The organism is Chamaesiphon sp. OTE_75_metabat_556 (assembly GCF_031378165.1).
GTDB lineage: Bacteria > Cyanobacteriota > Cyanobacteriia > Cyanobacteriales > Chamaesiphonaceae > Chamaesiphon.
Window position 1 is genome coordinate 1 of the sequence record NZ_JANNDR010000054.1, and the last position, 21,574, is coordinate 21,574.

20 protein-coding genes and 1 tRNA gene are annotated in these 21,574 nt (G+C 46.9%); 14 read left to right on the forward strand and 7 right to left on the reverse strand.

Annotated elements, in window-relative coordinates; all coding sequences use genetic code 11:
- Both RMO27_RS02710 and RMO27_RS02715 read right to left on the reverse strand, forming a co-directional pair.
- Window positions 1-1,376: homocysteine S-methyltransferase family protein (locus RMO27_RS02710; protein ID WP_309728829.1), on the reverse strand; the 1,376-nt coding region annotated here is incomplete at its 3' end.
- A gap of 182 nt (window positions 1,377-1,558) precedes the next feature.
- Window positions 1,559-3,136 (reverse strand): metallophosphoesterase, encoded by a 1,578-nt coding sequence (locus RMO27_RS02715; RefSeq protein ID WP_309728831.1) that lies wholly within the window; start codon window positions 3,134-3,136, stop codon window positions 1,559-1,561.
- Window positions 3,137-3,567: 431 nt separating this feature from the next.
- Between RMO27_RS02715 and RMO27_RS02720 the strand changes: the two genes are divergently transcribed.
- Window positions 3,568-4,026 carry a hypothetical protein gene (locus RMO27_RS02720; RefSeq protein WP_309728833.1) on the forward strand — a complete coding sequence of 153 codons (459 nt, stop codon included), beginning with the start codon at window positions 3,568-3,570 and terminating at the stop codon, window positions 4,024-4,026.
- 81 nt (window positions 4,027-4,107) lie between these two features.
- On the opposite strand, the gene RMO27_RS02725 is transcribed toward RMO27_RS02720, so the two are convergent.
- Complete coding sequence (locus tag RMO27_RS02725; protein WP_309728836.1) at window positions 4,108-4,377, reverse strand: zinc ribbon domain-containing protein; 270 nt, start codon at window positions 4,375-4,377, stop codon at window positions 4,108-4,110.
- A gap of 128 nt (window positions 4,378-4,505) precedes the next feature.
- A complete protein-coding gene (gene fmdA, locus RMO27_RS02730) occupies window positions 4,506-5,711 on the reverse strand; it encodes a formamidase (RefSeq protein ID WP_309728838.1) in 1,206 nt (401 codons plus the stop codon).
- Between the two features lie 490 nt (window positions 5,712-6,201).
- Between fmdA and lpxC the strand changes: the two genes are divergently transcribed.
- The 5 genes from lpxC (at window position 6,202) to lpxB (RMO27_RS02755) (ending at window position 11,312) form a co-directional block, all read left to right on the forward strand.
- Window positions 6,202-7,050, forward strand: a complete 849-nt coding sequence (gene lpxC, locus RMO27_RS02735) for a UDP-3-O-acyl-N-acetylglucosamine deacetylase (RefSeq protein WP_309728841.1) — start codon at window positions 6,202-6,204, stop codon at window positions 7,048-7,050.
- 48 nt (window positions 7,051-7,098) lie between these two features.
- Window positions 7,099-7,617 carry a 3-hydroxyacyl-ACP dehydratase FabZ gene (gene fabZ, locus RMO27_RS02740; protein WP_396133602.1) on the forward strand — a complete coding sequence of 173 codons (519 nt, stop codon included), beginning with the start codon at window positions 7,099-7,101 and terminating at the stop codon, window positions 7,615-7,617.
- 309 nt (window positions 7,618-7,926) lie between these two features.
- On the forward strand, window positions 7,927-8,769 hold the full coding sequence (gene lpxA, locus RMO27_RS02745) for an acyl-ACP--UDP-N-acetylglucosamine O-acyltransferase (RefSeq protein ID WP_396133603.1): 843 nt from the start codon (window positions 7,927-7,929) through the stop codon (window positions 8,767-8,769).
- A 150-nt stretch (window positions 8,770-8,919) separates the two neighbouring features.
- Entirely contained in the window at window positions 8,920-10,086 is a 1,167-nt protein-coding gene (gene lpxB, locus RMO27_RS02750) for a lipid-A-disaccharide synthase (protein WP_309728843.1), read from the forward strand.
- 53 nt (window positions 10,087-10,139) lie between these two features.
- Window positions 10,140-11,312: a lipid-A-disaccharide synthase gene (gene lpxB, locus RMO27_RS02755; RefSeq protein WP_309728845.1), complete on the forward strand. Its 1,173-nt coding sequence runs from the start codon at window positions 10,140-10,142 to the stop codon at window positions 11,310-11,312.
- Between the two features lie 61 nt (window positions 11,313-11,373).
- On the opposite strand, the gene RMO27_RS02760 is transcribed toward lpxB (RMO27_RS02755), so the two are convergent.
- Window positions 11,374-11,784, reverse strand: a complete 411-nt coding sequence (locus RMO27_RS02760; protein ID WP_309728847.1) for a group 1 truncated hemoglobin — start codon at window positions 11,782-11,784, stop codon at window positions 11,374-11,376.
- A gap of 109 nt (window positions 11,785-11,893) precedes the next feature.
- On the opposite strand from RMO27_RS02760, the gene RMO27_RS02765 reads away from it, so the two are divergent.
- A complete protein-coding gene (locus RMO27_RS02765; protein ID WP_309728849.1) occupies window positions 11,894-12,211 on the forward strand; it encodes a transporter substrate-binding domain-containing protein in 318 nt (105 codons plus the stop codon).
- Window positions 12,212-12,386: 175 nt separating this feature from the next.
- Here the strand turns inward: RMO27_RS02765 and RMO27_RS02770 are convergent, their stop codons facing one another.
- On the reverse strand, window positions 12,387-13,208 hold the full coding sequence (locus RMO27_RS02770; protein ID WP_309728852.1) for an HAD family hydrolase: 822 nt from the start codon (window positions 13,206-13,208) through the stop codon (window positions 12,387-12,389).
- An 87-nt stretch (window positions 13,209-13,295) separates the two neighbouring features.
- Window positions 13,296-13,367, reverse strand: a tRNA-Gln gene (locus RMO27_RS02775).
- Window positions 13,368-14,208: 841 nt separating this feature from the next.
- Between RMO27_RS02775 and RMO27_RS02780 the strand changes: the two genes are divergently transcribed.
- From RMO27_RS02780 to RMO27_RS02810, 7 genes are all read left to right on the forward strand, one after another.
- Window positions 14,209-15,273, forward strand: a complete 1,065-nt coding sequence (locus tag RMO27_RS02780) for a glycosyltransferase family 4 protein (protein WP_309728854.1) — start codon at window positions 14,209-14,211, stop codon at window positions 15,271-15,273.
- A 204-nt stretch (window positions 15,274-15,477) separates the two neighbouring features.
- Window positions 15,478-16,896 (forward strand): glycosyltransferase family 1 protein, encoded by a 1,419-nt coding sequence (locus RMO27_RS02785; protein WP_309728856.1) that lies wholly within the window; start codon window positions 15,478-15,480, stop codon window positions 16,894-16,896.
- Between the two features lie 223 nt (window positions 16,897-17,119).
- Window positions 17,120-18,334, forward strand: a complete 1,215-nt coding sequence (locus RMO27_RS02790; protein WP_309728858.1) for a glutathione S-transferase family protein — start codon at window positions 17,120-17,122, stop codon at window positions 18,332-18,334.
- A gap of 182 nt (window positions 18,335-18,516) precedes the next feature.
- Complete coding sequence (locus RMO27_RS02795) at window positions 18,517-18,771, forward strand: hypothetical protein (RefSeq protein ID WP_309728860.1); 255 nt, start codon at window positions 18,517-18,519, stop codon at window positions 18,769-18,771.
- A gap of 7 nt (window positions 18,772-18,778) precedes the next feature.
- On the forward strand, window positions 18,779-19,318 hold the full coding sequence (locus RMO27_RS02800) for an HD domain-containing protein (RefSeq protein WP_309728862.1): 540 nt from the start codon (window positions 18,779-18,781) through the stop codon (window positions 19,316-19,318).
- A 69-nt stretch (window positions 19,319-19,387) separates the two neighbouring features.
- Window positions 19,388-20,560 carry a 1-deoxy-D-xylulose-5-phosphate reductoisomerase gene (gene dxr / locus RMO27_RS02805; RefSeq protein ID WP_309728864.1) on the forward strand — a complete coding sequence of 391 codons (1,173 nt, stop codon included), beginning with the start codon at window positions 19,388-19,390 and terminating at the stop codon, window positions 20,558-20,560.
- A 283-nt stretch (window positions 20,561-20,843) separates the two neighbouring features.
- Window positions 20,844-21,485 (forward strand): DUF3885 domain-containing protein, encoded by a 642-nt coding sequence (locus RMO27_RS02810; RefSeq protein WP_309728866.1) that lies wholly within the window; start codon window positions 20,844-20,846, stop codon window positions 21,483-21,485.
- Window positions 21,486-21,574 lie beyond the last annotated feature (89 nt).

A 21,574-nucleotide genomic window follows, 5' to 3' on the forward strand; every position in this document is an offset into this window, starting at 1 on the left:
CCATATTTCTTGGCAATTTCCAATACTTTATAGAAGCGTTCTTCGCCATCTTCATAGTTAGTTGAGTTGAGTAAACATTTACCCCCTGCAACTTTCAATCCAGCTTCCATTTTCTCCCACTCTGTGGAATCCAACATTAGCGGTAAACTGACATTATTAACAACACGAGAAACCACCTCGTGCATATCCTTGACACCATCGCGTCCAACATAATCGACGTTGACATCGAGAATGTGGGCACCTTCTTTAACCTGAGATTTAGCGAGTGAAACTAAACCATCCCAATTCTCTTCATTTAATAAATCGCGACATTTTTTCGAGCCACTGGCATTCAAGCGTTCACCAATAATTAGGAACGAATTATCCTGATGATAAGGCTGAATTGACATCAACGAAGATGCCGCTGGTTCAAATACTGGAGTCCGTTCTTTTACCTGGAGTGTCGAACCGATTTCAGCCAAAGCTTTGATATGATCTGGGCGCGTACCACAGCAACCCCCAATTACTTGTACACCCCAATCTTCGACGAACTTATACATTGCTAGTTTAAGTTCGACAGGTGTTAATTTGTAATGAGCATGTCCGCCAATATTTTCTGGTAATCCGGCATTTGGGACGCAAGAAACCACAAATGGCGATTGTTCGCACAGGTGCTTAATATGGGGAGCCATCAAATCTGGCCCTGTCGCACAATTTAAGCCTAAAATATCGATCGGGAATGGCTGCAATGCCGTCAATAATGTTGCCACATCACTACCCGACAACATTGTTGCTTGAGGATTTTCAAACGTCGCCGACACCATAATCGGGAGTCTGGCTCCTTTATTTTTAAAAACCACCTCCAATCCATTGATTGCTGCTTTAATTTGCAGCACATCCATACAAGTCTCAATCAAAAATAGATCCACACCACCGTCATACAAGCCCGTAGCCTGTTCGGTGTATGCTTGCTCTAGCTCTTCATAACTAATATGTCCGATCGAAGGTAATTTAGTACCAGGGCCGATCGAACCCGCCACAAATCTCGGCTTCTCAGGTGTCGAAAATTCTGCCGTACATTTTTTCGCCAGTTCAGCAGCAGTCTTATTGAGATAATATACTTTATCTTCCAACCCATATTCCGCCAGCGTTTGATAGGTACCACCAAAGGTATCCGTCTCAATTACATCCGCACCAGCCGCTAAGAAATCCCGATGTACGATGGCTACTGCTTCGGGTTTCGTATGGACGAGATATTCATTACAGCCTTCATACTCAGCCCCACCAAAGTCTGCTGCGGTCAGGTTTTGGACTTGGAGATTGGTACCCATCGCCCCATCGAAGACGATGACGGGACGTTCGGGACTGTGGAGACGTGCGAGGAAAGTACTTGTCATATCGATCGCTAGAGTAAGGAATTATCTGAGTGTTTTTAAAATATCAATGGAGATCCCTGAACTAATTATGTAGTTGGAGATATTGCTAGGACTTTATTATAGCCAAATTCATTTGGCAATCGAGATAGTGGATGTTGCATCCCCAACGATGCTAGAGCCGAATTAGCAGATTTTCACATCGATCAAACATCGAGCGCGCTCGTGTAGGATTTCCAGCGAAGCTGATGATATTCCGCGACTTGGGGCTTAAGCCTAAATTGCAAAGCCTGTCCGGGTAAGACATCAACTTGCAAAAATGAATAGGGATGTTGCTTATTCGCACCTTGTCCAGTCTTACCGATAAATTGATGAGATACAGCGACATCCTGCAACCGGCCATCGATCCGTTCTTGAAGGATGTTTCCCTCCGTTCGTTGGCGGCGGAGGCTAAAGCCGCTCCCGCCACAGACGACCCATTTGATGCCGCGATCTGCATGACCAGTTGCTAGGGTTTCGAGATATTCAAAGCAATGGGCGTGACCGGACAGCACGAGATCGACTAAGGGACGGTTGTCGATGAGCTGCTTGACCTGTAGCTCCACTCGATCGAATACCTCACGTAAATAATGTCGAACTGCTAAGGTCTGACCTTGGTGCCATTTGGTCGCTTCCGTGACGTAGGGAGGATGATGAAAATAAATCATCCGGCCTCGTACGGTTTTGTCTTGCCAAGATGCTACCAATCCTCGCTCTAGCCACTCCAATTGCTCGAAATCGATCTGCTCGTTAATGGTGTTGGGATCTAGCTGCTTTTCTAGATCGCGGATTGATTCTTCGATGTGTTCGATCTTGCCGAGCAACTCGTCGAGGAGTTCTGGTGCTGCTGGGGTCGGCTGTGCCGCTCGATTGGGGTCTGAATTTTGGACGATATGCATCTGCTTGTTTCGTTCTGCTTGCAATCGATCGAGATCCTCAAGTAGCGACTGGCGGTGCCGATCCCCGCGCTCACTCGATTCGATCGGGAGTGGTGCATTAAAAGTGTTGGAATCCAGGGCAAAAAAGTCGATCCCCCCATAGCGAAACCGATAATAGCGGTTGGGGAGACGGGTAAACTGCCCAGGTTGATAATGCAATCCTTTGCCGGTAGAAGTCTGGGCGGTATAGTGCCGCTCCAGATGCTGCTGGAGTGCTGATTCGGGAATATCTTTGAGATAATCCAAGAAGGCTCTAGCATATGCATCTCCCTGGTAAGAGCCATGCCAGCCTACATCCAAATCGATTTGATCACGAAAAGCTTGACGCAGCGGACGCAATAACTGGGACAGGACACCGTAGGCGAGTGGGAGATCGTAGTAGTCATGATTGCCCAGGACGGGCAAAAATGGGCGATTGAAGACCATTGAGTCATAACAAATTTGCTCTGGGTGGCGATCGCCACCAACTAGTAATTCTCGATAGGGTCGAATAAAATTCTCTGGATACTGTTCGCTCGATCCGACTAAATAGACAACGTCACCCGTATGCAAGATAAACTGGGCTGAGGGTGTCATTTGCATCATTAGTTCTGATACGCGACGTTGAGGACTATCATGCCGATGCAGGCCATTACCGCTGTCTCCCAGCACGCAGAATGTAAATCCTTGCGCTGGATCGTGACCATCATCTAGTACCAGTTGCGTCCGATCGATCCCCAGTTGCCCGAACAAGGGGTGATTCCAGCGCATTCTTTCATGCATTTTGGCAATCTTGCGTTCGATCGACGGATCGGAGACTAACTTCATTGCTAAACTGCTCGATAGATATGGGAGCTACGATCTAAATTTTAGACCCGATCGCCATCAAATAAAATTGAACCACCCCAAAACAGGATGGAGAATATCGAAAGATCTCACATCTGCTGAGTTGGGATTAGCCATTATGTCCATTTTAAAGATATATTTCTAGTTCAATGTGGGTATAACTAGATATAGATGCTCCATAGCGTTTTTCAAACCTATCGCTGGGATGGCAGATGGGATCTGTAAACCTTCAGCCAGCGATCCAGTCGTAAAGTTTGGCATCGATTCCAGATGATTGATAATCAGCCTCGATCGTTGAGAATTGCAAAAATCTTGAAACTGTAGCAACAGTATCAGTTATCCTGATCGAAAAGTGCGGCAATTCTTATCTTATCTACCAAATTTGTATCGGAAGTTGACAAAAACCAGTCAATATGAAAATTCAACTAGAACGCAACCTCAAAGTCTATCCTCATCGATTGCGATGTGTCGCTTGCCAGCACCCATTTTATGGTAGTAGAACGCGAGTTTTATTGCGGCATCAGCATGGCGAAATCGTGGGCGATGTGTGTACGGACTGCCTCCGACAAGGCACCATACATATTCAAAAACAGCTCAAGGAAAGGGCGATCGCGTTATTCAAGCTACCAGCGATTCCTGATGTCTCGCCATCACCGCAGAAACAAGCTCTAGAGCTATGGGAATTAGCAACTGGTAATTTTGTAATTCCACCCTTTTATTATTGGTGGTGGCAGCGGTTGTTAATCCTGGTGGCAACCACCCAAGATTTAGAAGTTGCCAGAAGAGGCAAGGGCAATTTTCAATCCGGTCAATCTAAACTCCCCAAAATTACTTTCACGAAAGAAGAGTCTCCCTTCGGTAAAGATAATTAGCGATCGCGTTTAGGTGCGAATTGCTACGAGCAAGAGTAACAACGCCCCTAAACTGTCAACTGCAATTTTGAATGTGGCTAATTAATGATTAATCATCCACGGACGACCGCCATGACTTTTGGCTCTAGGGCTTCGATCGCGATCGCGATCTGATTTAGTAACTAGTTGCGGTTCGTGATTTGCGGTTTTACTCAGTCTGAGCGCACCATTTAGTTGAATCCCCACATTGGAAAAGATCCGCTTGGCTGCAGCTTGACACTGTGGACAATGGGCTGGATTGCTACTTTCTGTCATCATGCGCCATTCATCAAAGATGCCGCAGTCGTTACAACGAAATTCATATAGAGGCATAGGTTTAATTAATAATTAATAATTAATAATTGATAATTGATAATTATCAATTTAGAAAAGTAGGGTGGGCACTGCCCACCACTTATGTTTGAGCTAATTACTAACTCAAGTTGAGAGTGCTAAATCAATCAAACAGGCAAGATATTCTTGTCGAAAATTGCAGTAGGAATGGCTACGGTACAACAGGCGTTGGGGACATCGACGATACCGCTGACTCGGCCTTCGACGGGGGCACAACTGAGCAGGAGATAGGCTTGTTCGCCAGTAAATCCAAATTTTTTGAGATACTCGATCGCATTGAGGCAAGCGCGACGATAGGCGATATGGACGTCCATAAAGTATTGTTTGCCAGTAAATTCATCGACAGAAATGCCTTCAAAAATTAGGTATTCCGAATAGTGGGGTTCAACGGGGCCGGGTTTGAAGATGGGATTGACCATCGCATATTTTTCGACCCCACCTTTGATAATCTCGACGTGGAGGTCGATAAAACCAGACATTTCGATCGCGCCACAGAAGGAAATTTCCCCGTCACCCTGGGAAAAATGGATGTCGCCCATCGATAATTTGGCACCTTCGACGTAGACGGGGAAATAAATCTTAGTACCCCTGGAGAGATTTTTGATATCACAATTGCCACCATGTTCGCGGGGTGGCACGGTGCGGGCGGCTTCGGCGGCGACTCGATCGAATTCTGCCCTAGGTAAGGTACCCAAAATCGCATTCGTCGGATTGGGTAATGTCGCTAGTACTGGTACATCCCCCGCAAATCCCGCTCCATAAGTACGCCGGTCGGGTTGAGTGGCCATCAATTCCGATTCCCGCTGATTCCAGGTCGCCAGCAGCTCGTGAGAAGGCGCACACCCAATCAGCCCAGGGTGAGTGATGCCCGCAAACCTCACGCCAGGAATATGGCGAGATTTGGTATAAATCCCTTCTAAGTCCCAAATTGCTTTCGCGGCATTGGGATAATGATCGGTGAGGAAGCCACCACCATTATTTTTGTCGAAGATGCCAGTAAAGCCCCATTCGTCGCCCTGTAATGCGCCGATATCCAAGATATCGACCACGAGAATATCGCCTGGTTCGGCACCATTGACCCAAATCGGGCCGCTCAACACATGGACGACGCTCAGATCGACATCGCGGATATCGTCGGGGCTGTCGTTATTTTTGATCTGCCCATCCGTCCAGTCTTTGCACTCGATCCGAAAGATGTCCCCGGGATTGACGGAGGCGACGGCGGGGATATCGGGATGCCAGCGGTTGTGTCCCGGCATGTCCTGTTTATCCATTGGTTTGGTCAGGTCTACATGGAATAATGTTTTAGGCATGATTATGCATAGATTGAAATAGCGGCTATATCGATCGATTCACATGAAAAATTATTAACTATTTCGATCGACAATAGATGTATATCGATATACATTTATTCAACAAAAATATTCAGCACAAAGTCGCAAAGATCGATCGTTTAGCGATCGAATTTAGGTCGATTTAGCAGTCGAATTTGGATCGGATTGGCAGATCGCAGTTGAATTGCGCCGGTCGGCCATTTAATTGATCGCGGTATCGATTTAGACGCGATCGCGACCCCGCCCGTCTGCAAGTTTTAGCACTAACTTAAATTTTAGAGATCTCGATGGCGCGTAGGTCTAACGAGCTAAAATTGCGAATGTCTAGATTAGACAAGTTAGAAAAATTAGCCATTATTCCCACTGATGAGTATTCAAACCGGAGCGATCATGTCATAATTAACACCGCTAGCGGAGCATTTCTGTTAGCACAGCGACTGCGATTTCGATACTTTTAACCTCCGGTGTCATGCCTACTGTTTCAAATATTTGTGAATTCCAGGGCATTGGACTGCATTCTGGGGTCACTACCACCGTCCGCATCTTGCCGACAGAGCCAGGTTGCGGACGTTACTTCGTGCGGGTAGATTTGCCGGATGCGCCCCAGATTCCAGCGCAGATTGCCAATGTGAGTCAAACGACGCTCTCCACCGAGCTGACGGCCAATGGTGCATCAGTGAGGACGGTAGAACATCTCCTGGCTGCGCTAGTGGCACTGGGCATTGATGATGCCCGGATCGAAGTCGATGCCGCAGAATTACCGCTGCTAGATGGCTCGGCACAAGTTTGGGTAGCTGAAATCTTGCGATCTGGCATCGAGCCAACCCCACATCATCTAGTGGCATCTGGATCGATTGCTGTCGCAGACGGCAAGCCGTTCGAGACCCCAGTCTGGATTCAGCAAGGCGATCTATTCATTGCCGCTTTGCCGTCGCCAGTACTGCGATTTACCTATGGGATCGACTTTGATGTCGCACCAATTGGCAATCAGTGGCATAGTTGGCAACCAGACCGCGAGGATTTTACGACCGAAATTGCGCCCGCGCGTACCTTTGGACTGGCACACCAGATCGAACAATTACGATCGGCCGGATTAATTAAAGGTGGTAGCTTAGAGAATGCGCTCGTTTGCGACGATCGTCAGTGGCTAAATCCCCCATTGCGATTCCTAAATGAGCCATCCCGTCATAAACTATTAGACTTAATCGGCGATCTCAGTTTGCTTGGCAAATTTCCCCAAGCTCATTTTGTAGCATACAAGGCCAGTCACCACTTACACATTCAATTGGCACAAAGGCTCCATGAAATGGGATATTAGAACATTGACACTCTCATGAAAAACCAAACAATATAACTAATAGGTCTAATGTCCACTACCCTCGATCGATCTCAAGATGCCACTGTCTCTATGGATGAGCCAGTACGTCCTACTCCTGCCGAACCGATCAAAACCACTTTTAATATTCAAGAAATCCATCAGCTCTTACCCCACCGCTATCCCTTTGCCCTAGTGGATAAGATTATCGACTTCGTACCGGGTGAAAAGGCCGTTGGCTTAAAAAATGTCACTTTCAACGAACAGTTTTTCCAGGGACATTTTCCTGGACATCCGCTGATGCCAGGCGTGATGATCGTCGAAGCCATGGCGCAAGTCGGCGGGATCGTCCTGACGCAACTCCCTGAATATAATGGCGGTTTATTTGTATTCGCCGGAATTGATGGTGTCAAGTTTCGACAGCCAGTAGTTCCTGGCGATCAGTTAATCATGACAGTGGAACTCCAAGCGTTTAAACGTCGTCGAATTGCCAAGATGCACGCTCGCGCCGAAGTCAATGGTCAACTGGCTGCTGCTGGAGATCTTACGTTTGCTCTAGTAGAAGTGTAATTGAAATGTTGGCAATCGACGATCCGCAGTAGCTAACAGTGCAAGCAACCTTCGATCGGGGAATAATAAGTAAGGAATTAGTCCACTATCAAGAGACTAACGAACTTCCACACCCCAATCATCGCTCAGCTTGTGCCATCGCCACCGCAGACAGTAACAGCCCCACATCGTTCGATCGTGACTCAATGGAAATGGCCTGAGCATCCACCCTCACCTAGTCAGTTCGGTAGATTGGGTTCGCAACTGTGAAGCGAGCAAGCGTGAAAAGCATCTGCATCACCGATTACCAAATGGCAGGAAAATGACAAGATGGCTGGAGTAGCAATGTTAATGACCCGAATTCATCCTACCGCTGTGGTGCATCCCAGCGCGGAACTCGATCCAACTGTGCAGATCGGCCCCTATGCGATTATTGGTGAAAACGTCAAGATCGGTGCGGGGACGACAGTTGGTGCCCATGCCATCATTGAGGGGCCGACGATTATTGGCGTTGGCAATCAAATTTTTCCAGGGGCAGCGATCGGTTTAGAGAGTCAAGATTTAAAATATAAAGGCGGCGAAACCTGGGTCAAAATTGGCGACTACAATCGGATTCGTGAATATGTGACGATCAATCGGGCAACTGGTATCGGCGAGGCGACGACAATCGGCGATCGCAATCTGTTGATGGCCTACGTCCATGTCGCTCACAATTGCACGATCGAAGATAATGTCAAAATTGCCAATGCAACCTCGTTAGCTGGTGATGTCTATGTCGAATCCGAAGCCGTAATTAGTGGCGTCCTCGGCATCCACCAATTCGTCCGCGTCGGTAGATTATCGATGATCGGCGGCATGACTAGGATTCAGCGCGACGTCCCCCCATTTACGATCGTCGAGGGGACTCCCGCACGGGTGCGCGCGCTCAATTTTGTCGGTTTGGAACGCGCTGGCTACGCTGCTGAAGAAATGGCAATTCTCAAAAAAGCCTTTCGGACGGTCTACTATTCTCACAAAACCCTCAATCAAGCTCTAGACGATCTGGATCTATTCCCCAATTATGAGAGCGTTCAACACCTGCAAAGATTCTTGAGATTATCGATCGATGGTAAAAAGGATAACAACCGGCGCGGCCCCATTCCTGGGAAGTCGGTTGATAATAAAAGCGACTAAATTGAGTGGATAGTGGATAGTGAATAGTGAATAGTAGTTTTTAAATTATGATTCGATTGTTGCAAACTATTATTTTAACTTTTACTTTTTCGTCTAATTATCCACGTATTTTTCACTGTCCACTATTCACTATCCACTATCCACTATTCAGTGACTTCACCCAAAACCATCTTCATTAGCACTGGAGACGTATCTGGCGATCTTCAGGGTGCCTTGCTCGTGACAGCACTCAAACGACTGGCTGAAAAATCGGACATCGACCTGAATATTGTTGCTCTCGGTGGCAGTAAAATGGCCGCCGCTGGAGCGAAAATCCTGGCAGATACTACTTTTATCAGTTCGATCGGTGTTTGGGAAGCTAGAGCCTATCTACGACCATCCTTACAAGCGCGAAATTTAGCCAAACAGTATTTAAAAACCACGCCGCCAGATGCGATCGTGCTCATCGATTATGTCGATCCCAACATCAGTATCGGTAAATATGCCAGAGATTTATTTCCAAATCTGCCGATCGTGTTCTACATTGCCCCTCAAGATTGGGTCTGGCCGAGAAAGCATAAAAGAGCTAAATTAATTGTTAGTTTCATCAATGAAATCTTTGCAGTGTTCCCGATCGAAGCCCGCTATTTTACCGAACAAGGTGCCAAAGCAACCTTTGTCGGACATCCTTTAGTCGATCGAGTCGCAACTCTCGCCAGCCGAGAAACTGCTCGCGCCAAGTTGGCAATTAGCGATGCAGAAATAGCTGTAGCCTTGATTCCCGCTTCGCGCCAGCAAGAATTAACATATATTCTGCCCGCGATTTTTGAAGCCGCGCGTCAAATTCAGACTCAAATACCTCATGTCCGATTCTGGATTCCGCTAGCTCGCCCAGATTTTGTCGCCGAGATCGAAAGTCAAATTAAAGCATATCAAATCAATGCTACTTTAGTAACTGAAAATGCCGACCTCGTACTGTCAGCAGTGGATTTAGCAATTACAAAATGCGGCACAGTCAGTTTAGAATTAGCCCTCCTGAATATTCCCCAAGTCGTAGTTTATCGCGTCAGCAAAGTAACAGCTTGGATTGCCAAAAATGTCGTCAAATTCTCGATTCCCTACATGTCGCCGACTAATCTCGTCGAAATGAAGCCGATCGTGCCAGAGTTATTGCAGGATGAAGCGACCCCCGATCGAATTGCCAGCGAAAGTCTCGAACTAATTCTCAATCCCGAACGCCGCGATCGCATGTTAGCTGATTATGCTCAGATGCGATCGGCTTTAGGCGATCCGGGCGTCTGCGATCGCGTCGCTCAAGCCATCTTCACCAAATTTTAGCCTTGATAAGGCGAGATTTTTATCAACTATCAACTATCAACTATCAACTGCCATTGAAAACCATCTTCATCAGTACCGGAGAAGTATCTGGCGATCTTCAAGGCGCATTACTCGTTACCGCACTCCAAAAACTAGCTCAAAAATCGGGCATTGACCTGAAGATTGTGGCACTCGGTGGCAGTAAAATGGCCGCCGCTGGTGCCGAAATCCTCGCTGAGACCACTGGCATCGGTTCGATGGGGATGTGGGAAGCATTAGCCTATATTCAGCCGTCACTGAAAGTTAAAAGTATTGCCAAACAGTATTTAAAAACCACGACACCGGATGTCATTATCTTAATTGACTACATAGTTGCCAATGTCGATATTGGTGATTTTGCCCATACTCAGTTACCTAACGTCCCGATTTTTTACTATATTGCGCCCCAGGAATGGGTCTGGTCGATCGGTACCAACAAGACCGATAAAATTGTCAGATTTACCGATCGAATCTTGGCAATTTTTCCTGGAGAAGCCAGCTACTTTAGAGATCGAGGTGCCAAAGTTGAGTTCGTCGGGCACCCATTAATCGATCGAGTTGCCACTTTAGCTAGTCGAGAAGTGGCGCGGGAAAAGTTAGGGATTACTGACGATGAAATTGCGGTAGCCTTGATTCCAGCTTCCCGCAAACAAGAACTTAAATATCTGTTACCAGCCATCTTTGGAGCCGCGCAACAAATCCAGGCTCAATTACCCAACGTGCGATTTTGGATTCCACTCTCGCGCGCGGAATTTCAAGTAGAAATTGAAAGTGCGATTCGATCGGCTCAAATTAATGCGACCTTAGTAACTCAAACTGCCGATCTCGTCCTCTGTGCTGCTGATTTAGCAATTACAAAATGCGGAACGGTGAGTTTAGAATTAGCACTCCTCAATATTCCACAAGTGGCGATCTATCGAGTCAGTCGGGTAACTGCTTGGATTGCCAAACATCTATTCAAGTTTGCGATTCCCTACATCTCACCAGCTAATTTGGTCGAAATGAAAGCGATCGTGCCAGAATTAATACAGGATGATGCTCATCCCGATCGCATTGCCAATGAAAGTCTCGATCTAATTCTCAATCCCGAACGACGCGATCGCATGTTAGCTGATTACCAGCAAATGCGTCAGGCTTTGGGAGATTCTGGCGTCTGCGATCGCGTTGCCCAAGCAATCTTTGCGACATTTGAGATCGATCGAGTCTAGGGATCTCCAGATCGGGGACAATCGATCGATTATCTCCTGTCCCGATCTTGAGTCGATAAAACTAGGTAGTTACTGGCAACACGATATCTGGTTTAGTACTTTCAATAATCGCAATAAATTCCTGGCGTTCGGGTTGGGGCACACTGAATTTATCGAAAGTAGCATCGAGATCTTCCATGAAAGCCGCCCACTCTGGGGCAGTTATCTGGAGATGAGCATGGGACTCATGCATCGATCGACCGCTATACTGTTGAGGGCCACCAGTCGCCCAGCAAGACATTTCCGTCACCAAGTATTTGAACCCAGCCGGAGAGACGCGATGGTGCGCCTCATCGACGAGAGGATTGGAATTGAGTCGCGGATCGACCATAATCCGATCGATAAAATCATCGACAACTGTGGCGATCGCATACACGCCACCGAGACGTTCGTAAAGAGACTTTGCGGGTGCGGCTGTTGACATACTACTCATAATTGAAATTTTGTCTGGTTCAAACTCTAAATTATCAATAAAATGTCAAAATTGATCGGATCTTCAAAGACAGTAACACGATCTTTAGTGTTAAGTTACCCGCAAGCCAATGAAACTATGGCAGAATATCGCGCAAGAACTAGATATTAAATCCGAATTCAACCAACAAATCGATGAAGCTTACACTGCACTAAACGATCGCGAGCTAGATGCCGTCGTGTTTGATGCGCCAATTTTGCTCTATGATGCCGCTGACGATGGTCAAGGGAAAGTTCAAGTAGTTGGCAATATTTTCAGGAAAGAGAGCTACGCGATCGCCTTACCAAACGGCAGTCCCGATCGCAAACCAATCAATAACACGCTCTTATCGCTGCAAGAAAATGGTAAATATCAAGAAATCTATGACAAGTGGTTTAGCAATAAATAAAGGGGCTTGCGCCTCGCAAATCGAGACGCGATTTAGATGGGGGCGATCCTCATTACAGCAGGATCGCTTTTAAATTTGGTACTAAGCTGTCGAACATTTAGATCGCACTATTTGCGCTCTAGACCTCTTCTAGTAAGCGGTTTAGTCAAAAAAATTAGATGTAAAACAGCTTACTCTAAGACACTAGATCGGCAGTATCGCTTTTGCTAGCAACAGCTTTTTTAGTCGTACCGCCAAGTGTACCTAGATCTGCCAGCGAGAGGGTCTGAATCCGCGACTGACCAAGTGCCGCTTCCCGCTCTGCTGCAGTGTTATAACCCCACTCTGCCAAATACAGCTTGACAGCCTCTAGTTCTGGTTGAGTGGCTATTTTCGCAAGGGTACTGAGTCGATCTTCGACAAACCACACTGTCGGGGGCTTTTTGGTACCACGATCGAGGAGTTGTTTGAGACTGTCTGTCTTGCTCCGTTTGAGTTCTTTACCCCACACAAATTCACTAGCTAGTTCGACCCCTTGCTCTGCGAGCAATTGAGTCACAAACCGACTTTCTTTAGTGGTGATAATTACTGGCTGAATTTTACGGTTGGGCAGATCTTTGAGCAGATCGACAACACCTGGATAAAATTGATGCAACCGCAACCAACTGCCTGGGTCTTGTTGAATCCAACTATCCCGGACTGAATCTAGTTGTTGACTGACTTTGACGCCACTGAGCCGACCATCGGCCAAGATGCGATCGCGGATCCGCTGCCACGAACTCTGCATCCGCTCTGTAGAAATACCCAGAGTTAATGCTCTAATTAACACAGGCATTTCCCAGCCGACTTCAATCAGCGGACGCAACTCCCGAAATTTTTCAGCAACACCTGGCGATGGCTCCAACCGATCTAGTTGCCACACTTGTGTGTAAGTTCGCCATGCCGTCTGCCAATACTCTGCCATCCCATCGCAGATTACCCCATCGAAATCGAGGGCGAGAATTCGCGCAGCATTCATACAGTTGTTATTCCTTTGACTAACGTAGCAAGCGGCCAAAGAGAGATATGCTCGTCTCTGACCGCGCTATTATGGCTGTGACTTTAACTGGGGTGCAAGGATTCGAACCTCGGAATGTCTGGACCAAAACCAGATGCCTTACCACTTGGCGACACCCCACTGCTATAACACTTCCAAATATATCATAGGTAGCTGGGTTTGTGTCAAGGGGCGAATTGAGATTTTTTGGTTGACGGTGCTGGAGATCGCCTCCAGTTCACAAATCAGATCGAGATTTTGGCGATCGGATTGGATCGATGCCGCTGCAAGTTGCCAATATCATCCTTCTGGTAGTTCCGCTGTCGGCGAGACATGTGATTAGGTATAGATAGGTGTCGATTTACTTACTGTTGCAGCGCAAATTTTAGACAGCAACAAAGCTGCATAATTTGTCATAACTCGGCCGCGATTGTGCAGTCATGCTGGTATTTATAGCAGTAAATATTCAGTTTGAATTGCTGTCGATCGCTGCCGGAGAGTGCCAGGAAGATCGGGAGATTCTAGTGTATTAAATAATACTTTGAACCAAAAAACGGAGGAGCATCTGAAGTCAATTGCGGTCAGTCAAAGAATACCAAATTTGAAAAATATTTGTCGTCCAAGCTACATTATAGGATCGATTTAAACACCAGATTTCACTATTGTAAGGAGAATTGTTGAAACAGCCAAATCATAAAGACTTTATTAAGATAAATGGAATAGTTAAAAACCACCGTCTAAGATTTAGAGATATTTACAAAAAAACACGCAAGCCGAATGGCCTGCTGATAATGTGTGAGGTTGTTGCTCAGCAACGCCTTGAATGTTTTAAGATCGACTTATTTAAGACATTATTTGTGAATTACTAGCGCGGAATAGGCCGTCTTTAACTACAGAAATAGCGATCTCTAAATCTTGATAGATCTGGTTAGTTTGACAATTCCTATTCACTAGTAGTCACAAATCTTTCAGGAGAATAATAATGAAAATTGCTCAAATTGCACCTTTATGGGAAAGAGTACCCCCACCAACATATGGGGGGATAGAATTGATCGTCGGACTATTGACAGATGAGTTGGTTGCCAGAGGGCATGAGGTCACTCTATTTGCATCTGGAGATTCGATCACGTCTGCGAAATTAGAATCAATTCATCCGCAAGCATTGCGGTTGGATGCATCCATCAAAGAGCCAAGCATTTATGAAATGCTCCAACTCGCCAATGTCTACGAACGATCCGGAGAATTCGATCTAATTCACTCTCACATGGGCTGTGTCGCCTTACCTTATAGCAAGTTGACTCAGACACCAACAGTCCATACCTTGCATGGCATTTTTACCCCAGACAATGAAAAAATGTTTGCCCATGCCAAATCCCAGCCTTACGTGAGCATTTCCAATGCCCAACGGGAGGCTAGACTGGGTCTCAACCACATTGCCACTGTCTATAACAGTATCAACGTCAGTGCCCACCAGTTCTTTCCCGTGGCGGATGAACCTGCTTATATGGCTTTTTTAGGCAGAATCTCACCAGAAAAAGGGCCGCATCTGGCGATCGAGATTGCCAAAGCTACAGGTATTCCCTTGAAAATGGCGGGTAAGGTCGATCCATTTGATGTGCAGTACTTTGAAGAACAGATTAAGCCGCAGATCGACGGCGAGTTGATTCAGTTCTTGGGTGAAGCGGATCACTTGATGAAGAACGATTTGATGGGTCGTGCGTTTGTGACTTTATTTCCGATTACTTGGCGCGAACCTTTCGGACTAGTAATGATCGAATCGATGGCCGCAGGCACCCCGGTAATTGCGATGAATCTCGGTTCGGTACCAGAAGTCGTGGCTGACGGGGTCAGCGGTTATATCTGCAATACTGTGGCCGAATGTATCGAGGCTGTCGCCAAAGTGCCCGCTCTCTCCAGAGCGGCCTGTCGGGAGTACGTTGCTCGGCGATTTGGCGTCGAGCAAATGGCCGCTGGTTATGAAGCCGTTTACCAACAAATTTTGGAAGCAAAATTTGCCCGCAATGGGCATTTGGTGAGTGCCAAATAGGTCGATCTCGCTGGCAACAGCAGCGGGTGGTGGCAATGAGTGGTGGCGGGCTTGCCACCACTCATTGCCAACTGAGCGATCGACTGTTACTTGTTCGAGTGTGAGAAAACAATTGCCAAGGTAGTAACAATTTAGGTTGGTGCGACCGCTACGGTGTCACACCAACCCAGATGATAAATATCAATTCTTTAGCGAGGTGCAGATATGTCAACCGGAAAATTCCCGACAACTATTAGCAATAATTCACCCGTAACACAACCTCACCAACCATTTGCTGCCGCGCGCAGCAAGATTCCCACTCGCCAAGCGATCGCCTTAATCTCCGAACATGGCGATCCTGCCGCCGAAATTGGTAAAGATGCCGCTGGCGGTCAAAATGTCTACGTCCGCCAAGTTGGTGAAGCCCTCGCCAAACTCGGCTGGCAAGTCGATATGTTTACTCGCAAGAGCAGCCCTTACGATGCGACGATCGTCCAACATGCACCCCATTGTCGGACGATCCGACTGACGGCGGGGCCAGAGGCTTATATTCCCCGCGACGAGCTGTTTCAATACATGCCCGCCTTCGTCGATGCGCTGCAAAAATTCCAACAACAAGAAGGGACGAATTATCCCTTGGCGCATACCAACTATTGGATGTCTGGTTGGGTCGGGATGGAACTCCAACGCCGCCAAAATATCCAACTGATCCATACCTACCATTCGCTTGGTGCTGTGAAATATCAGTCAGTGAGTGATATTCCGGCGATCGCTCAGACCCGATTAGCCGTCGAAAAACAAATTCTCGAACAGGCTCACTGTGTCGTTGCTACCAGTCCGCAAGAACTAGATGACTTAGAAACACTAGTCTCGCGGATTGGTAAAATCGACGTCATTCCTTGCGGTACCGATGTCAGTACGTTTCGCCCGATCTCCAAAGCCGATGCCCGCAAACAATTAGGCATCGGTACCAAAGAGAAAGTCGTTCTATACGTTGGCCGTTTTGACAAACGTAAAGGGATCGAAACCCTTGTCCGCGCGACTGGGGAACTACGGACACAACTAACACAAGGTGAAGAAATCAATCCGCAGAACTTAAAACTCTTAATCGTGGGTGGTAGCGATCCCCAAGAGGCAGATGGTGCCGAACGGCGGCGGATCGAGGAGATCGTGAGTGAGTTAGATTTAGCTGCCAATACTGATTTTGTGGGAATGGTCGGACACGATCGATTAGCACTGTACTATACGGCAGCGGATGTCTGTGTGATTCCCAGCCACTACGAACCTTTTGGCTTAGTCGCGATCGAAGCAATGGCGTGTGGTACCCCCGTCGTCGCGTCGAATGTGGGTGGGTTGAAATTCACGGTTATTTCTGAGGAAACTGGCTTACTAGTAACGCCTCAAGATGTGAGTGAATTTGCTCGGGCGATCGGTCGGATCTTGACTGATGAAGTCTGGGCGCGGAAAATCCGCCGCCAAGCCTCAACGCGGGTACAGGAAAACTTTAGTTGGACGGGTGTAGCCATCCAACTGAGCGATCTCTATCGGCAGCTCCTGGCTCAATCGATCCTCGGCTCTAGTTTGCCCCGAACGGTGAGTGCAACTTCAACACTCTTACCTCAGCAAGTTATCAAAGCGTCATGAAACGATCAACAGTTTTGGTGCCTTGAAGCAATCAAATTATTTAAAATTCAGGGTAGGGACGATCAATCGTCCCTACCCTGAATGCTACTGCTCGATCGAGTCGCGCCGATCGATGTAGCTGATTTTTGCTGTTATCCTAGAAAAGAGCTGTTGCAGTGTCGATCGACATCGGATGTCCATTCAGTCCCCAACAGCTCAGAATAACTAACTGGCAACGCGCGAAATGAGTACGAACCCCTTGAGCTGGCAAGAACTAGCCGATCTGGCAGAGTCCCAATTCACGCCAGCCGATCCGATTAATGGTGTCACCAACGCGCAAGCGCGCTTGCGGTTATTCGGACACCCCGAAGCTGATGTGCGAGTCACCCTCTACCGCGACAACCATGCCTGGTGCCCCTACTGTCAAAAGATCTGGCTGTGGTTGGAAGAAAAACAAATTCCCTACCGGATCGAAAAAGTTACCATGTTTTGCTATGGAGAAAAAGAGAGCTGGTACAAACGGAAAGTCCCATCGGGAATGCTCCCAGCCGTAGAACTAGACGGACGCATCATCACCGAAAGCGATGATATTTTAATCGCATTAGAACAAGCCTTTGGTAGTCTAGCTTATGGCATGACTGACTCTATAGTTATTCCGCTGCGACAGTTGGAACGACTGCTGTTTCGCGCTTGGTGCAATTGGCTGTGTCGTCCGGCCAATTCGGCGCGTGAGGAACAGTACAATCGCGAGCAGTTTGTCAGCGTAGTAGCAATGGTGGAAAAGGCTTTGGCTAGTACTGCTGGAGCTTACTTTTTAGATAAATTCAGCACCGCTGATGTCATTTTTACGCCCTATGTCGAGCGGATGAATGCCAGCTTGTACTATTACAAAGGCTATTCCCTGCGCGAGGAAAACCCGCGTTTTGCAGCCTGGTTTGACGCGATGGAAAGCCGCGCAACTTATCGCGGGACTCAAAGCGATTTTCATACTCACGTCCACGATTTGCCACCCCAAATGGGCGGCTGCTGGGAAAACGGCGCACCCCAGATGCTAATCAATAAAGCGCGAGTGGATAATGGCGATTGGAATGGCTTGCCAGATGTGATGTTTCCTGAGCCGGAATCTGCACGAGCTGAAGCTCTCTACCGCACAGTCAAGCATCATGCTAATCTAATTCGCGTCAATCCGGCCGCCGATCGATTGGTAGACGAAGCCTTGCGCTGTGCGCTGACAAATATGATGACTGAAGGCGGTTGTATACCACCGTCAGGATCGGATGCGGCTTTGCGCTATATCCGCGATCGGATCAATGTCCCCCGCGATATGTCGATTTATGCCGCCAAGCGGCTCAGAGCAGCTTTGGAAGCAACTGCGGCACTAGTCGGTGAGGCTCAAGGTGTACCCATTCCATTTAATCATCGCCGCGACCAAAATCCGAAGGAGTTTGCGACACGATAGATCGAGGCGAATTTATGGATAAGGTACGTCAATTCCCTTCAATCATCGCCGCGATCGAAATCCGAAGGAGTTTGCGATCGCGTAATTTAGAAGGGTATCGAATCGCAACCGATCGACAATTGAGATCGAATCCAAAAGTGAACTAAGAGTATAATTAGTGGCAAGTATTAGAGAGTTTTAATATGAAATCTAACTATCCTGAGTCAAAACTTGCTCCTCTAACGAAGATTGCGATCCAGTTTCTCAAAGGTGCCGCACTTGGACTGATATTCGTCACGATCGCCTACTTATACTTTACTTATTTCACGCCAGGGATCGCACCCATTCAGATCGCAATTTCGGTAGTGTTTATTACTTTGTGTGGAACGCTATCGGTAATTTGGGGCAATAAAGTTGTCGATACATTATGGAAAATTTTGGAATCATCTCCCTTCTAAAGCGATAATGGCATCTAACTGGGATCGAGAACTATATATCAAAGCTTGCCGATTTGCCGCACAAGCGCATCGGGGACAACTTATCCCTAGTTCTGATTTGCCGTACCTATTGCATTTGAACTTGGTGAGTATGGAAATTCTCGCCGCACTGAGTGCCGAAACTGGGCATGATGGCGATCTGGCAGTTGCCTGTGCCTTGCTCCACGATACGATCGAAGATACCGACACTACCTACGCACAGATCGAATCCATGTTTGGCTCCAAAGTTGCCGACGGCGTAGCAGCTTTGAGCAAAAATCCCGATCTAGAGAAATCTCAACAATTAGCAGACAGTCTCGATCGCATCATCAGCCAACCACCAGAGATTTGGATGGTAAAATTAGCTGATCGGATTACTAATCTCCAACCACCACCAATCCATTGGGACAGTTCCAAAATCCATAGATATCGGGATGAAGCGATCAAAATTCATACTCGCTTACAATCTGCAAGTCCCTTTCTGGCTAAAAGATTAGCCGAGAAAATCCAAAACTATCAAGTTTCCTAAACGATCGATCCCCGAACGCCGTAAAATGAAGAGATTAGCAAAATCTTATAAAGATCGGCAACATAAATTGTGAAAGCGATTACTTTACTTGGTTCTACTGGCTCGATCGGGACTCAAACCCTGGATATCGTCGAACATCATCCCGATAAATTTCGGATTGTCGGACTGGCTGCGGGTAGCAACGTCGAGTTATTAGCTCGACAAGTGCGGCAGTTTCGCCCAGAAATTGTAGCGATTGGGAATGAAGCCAAGTTAACTGAGTTCAAAGACGCGATCGCCGATTTAGATTATCGCCCCATTATTGTCGCTGGCGCAGCAGGGACGATCGAAGTCGCGGGCTATGGTGACGCTCAAAGTGTCGTCACTGGAATTGTCGGCTGTGCGGGACTCTTACCGACGATCGCGGCTATTAAAGCCGGTAAAGATATCGCCCTGGCGAATAAAGAAACCCTAATCGCTGGCGGCCCCGTCGTATTACCTTTAGTCGAGAAACATGGAGTCAAATTACTCCCCGCTGACTCCGAACATTCTGCGATCTTCCAATGTTTGCAAGGCGTTCCGGCTGGTGGCTTGCGCCGGATTATCCTCACCGCTTCTGGTGGTGCCTTCCGCGATCTCCCTGCCGAAAAATTAGCCTCAGTGACGATTTCTGACGCCCTCAAGCACCCCAATTGGTCGATGGGACAAAAAATCACGATCGACTCTGCCACCCTGATGAACAAGGGTTTAGAGGTGATTGAGGCGCATTATTTATTTGGTGTGGATTATGACAATATCGAGATCGTCGTCCATCCCCAAAGTATCATCCACTCGCTAATCGAAGTTCAGGATACCTCAGTCTTAGCGCAATTAGGTTGGCCGGATATGCGCCTGCCACTACTATATGCGATGTCCTGGCCCGATCGACTCCCCACCAACTGGGAAAAATTCGATCTCGTCAAAGCTGGCGATCTGACCTTTAGAGCACCCGATCGAGTTAAATATCCTTGTATCGATCTCGCCTATGCTGCGGGTATAGCTGGCGGCTCGATGCCAGCGGTACTAAATGCAGCTAACGAGCAAGCTGTAGCTCTCTTTTTAGCTGAAAAGATTCACTTTCTCGATATTCCCAAAGTCATCGAAAAAGTCTGTGACAAACACCGCACCGATTTTAATCTCACGCCCAGTTTAGATGATATTTTAGCTGCGGATCTTTGGGCGCGACAAATGGTACTCGAATTCAGTCAACAAGTCGCTGCTTAGGCATTCTAATTATTCTAAGGCAATGAAGAGATCGTCATGGGAGATTTAAATATGTCGATGTGGTCGCCTTATTATCGCAAATTTATCGATCGAGCCAAGCTCCGCAATACCCGTCAAGGATTTGGCATTCAAGCTTTATGACCGACTAATTTACCACTATTACAAATCCCGATCGACCATTGTTCGATAACATCCAAGCTGAAAGTATCGAATAATCGGATTGGTAAAGATATCGGCTCCGACCATTATCCGTTGATTGTCGATTTAGTTCTATAGAATACCAATGACTTTTAATAGCTCGATCGAGCCAAATACTTATCGATTCAAAATCTTGCAAGTATTTGGAGAACAAGCTCTTTCACATGGACTTTTCTATCGCCATTCCCATAGCTTGCGGGTAGAACTTTCAGGCGGCGAAACTTACATTAAAATGTTTTTGCGGGCGTATGAGCGATCGAAAGCAATTATTGACTTTGGGTTTGAAGGGCTGCAAGCCGTTACTGTCTGTCTAGGCTTTTATGGAAGTTCTCGACTAGTCGGCAATTTATCTATTTTTCGCAATCTCCGCGAGTGTGGCATTACTATTCCCAAGACAGCAGAAATTTGGCAACATCAGGAACCACATATATTTGAAGAAGATTGGGATTTAATTAGAACTTTTATCTGCTTCGATATCGAACTAAGCCAAATCGATATTTTCCTCTGGGGCACACTTGCAAATGAATTGGGAATTAGACCTCGCAATAGTTGTAGTTTGTATTTACTCAGTCTCGATCGCCAGATTTTATTTCATCCTTACGACGATCGCGGCATGGATATTATTGGTAATAATAAAGATTTGCTACCACAGATCTATACTGAATTTAATGACTGGTTATTGGATTACGATCGACTGACAATGGATGAATATTTTCGATCGATATGATGACTACAAATAATCTTTAAAAATATTTGAATGCTCAAAACTGTCATCTAAGATTCAACCGAATGAAGATAACACTTCCTGTCTAATAG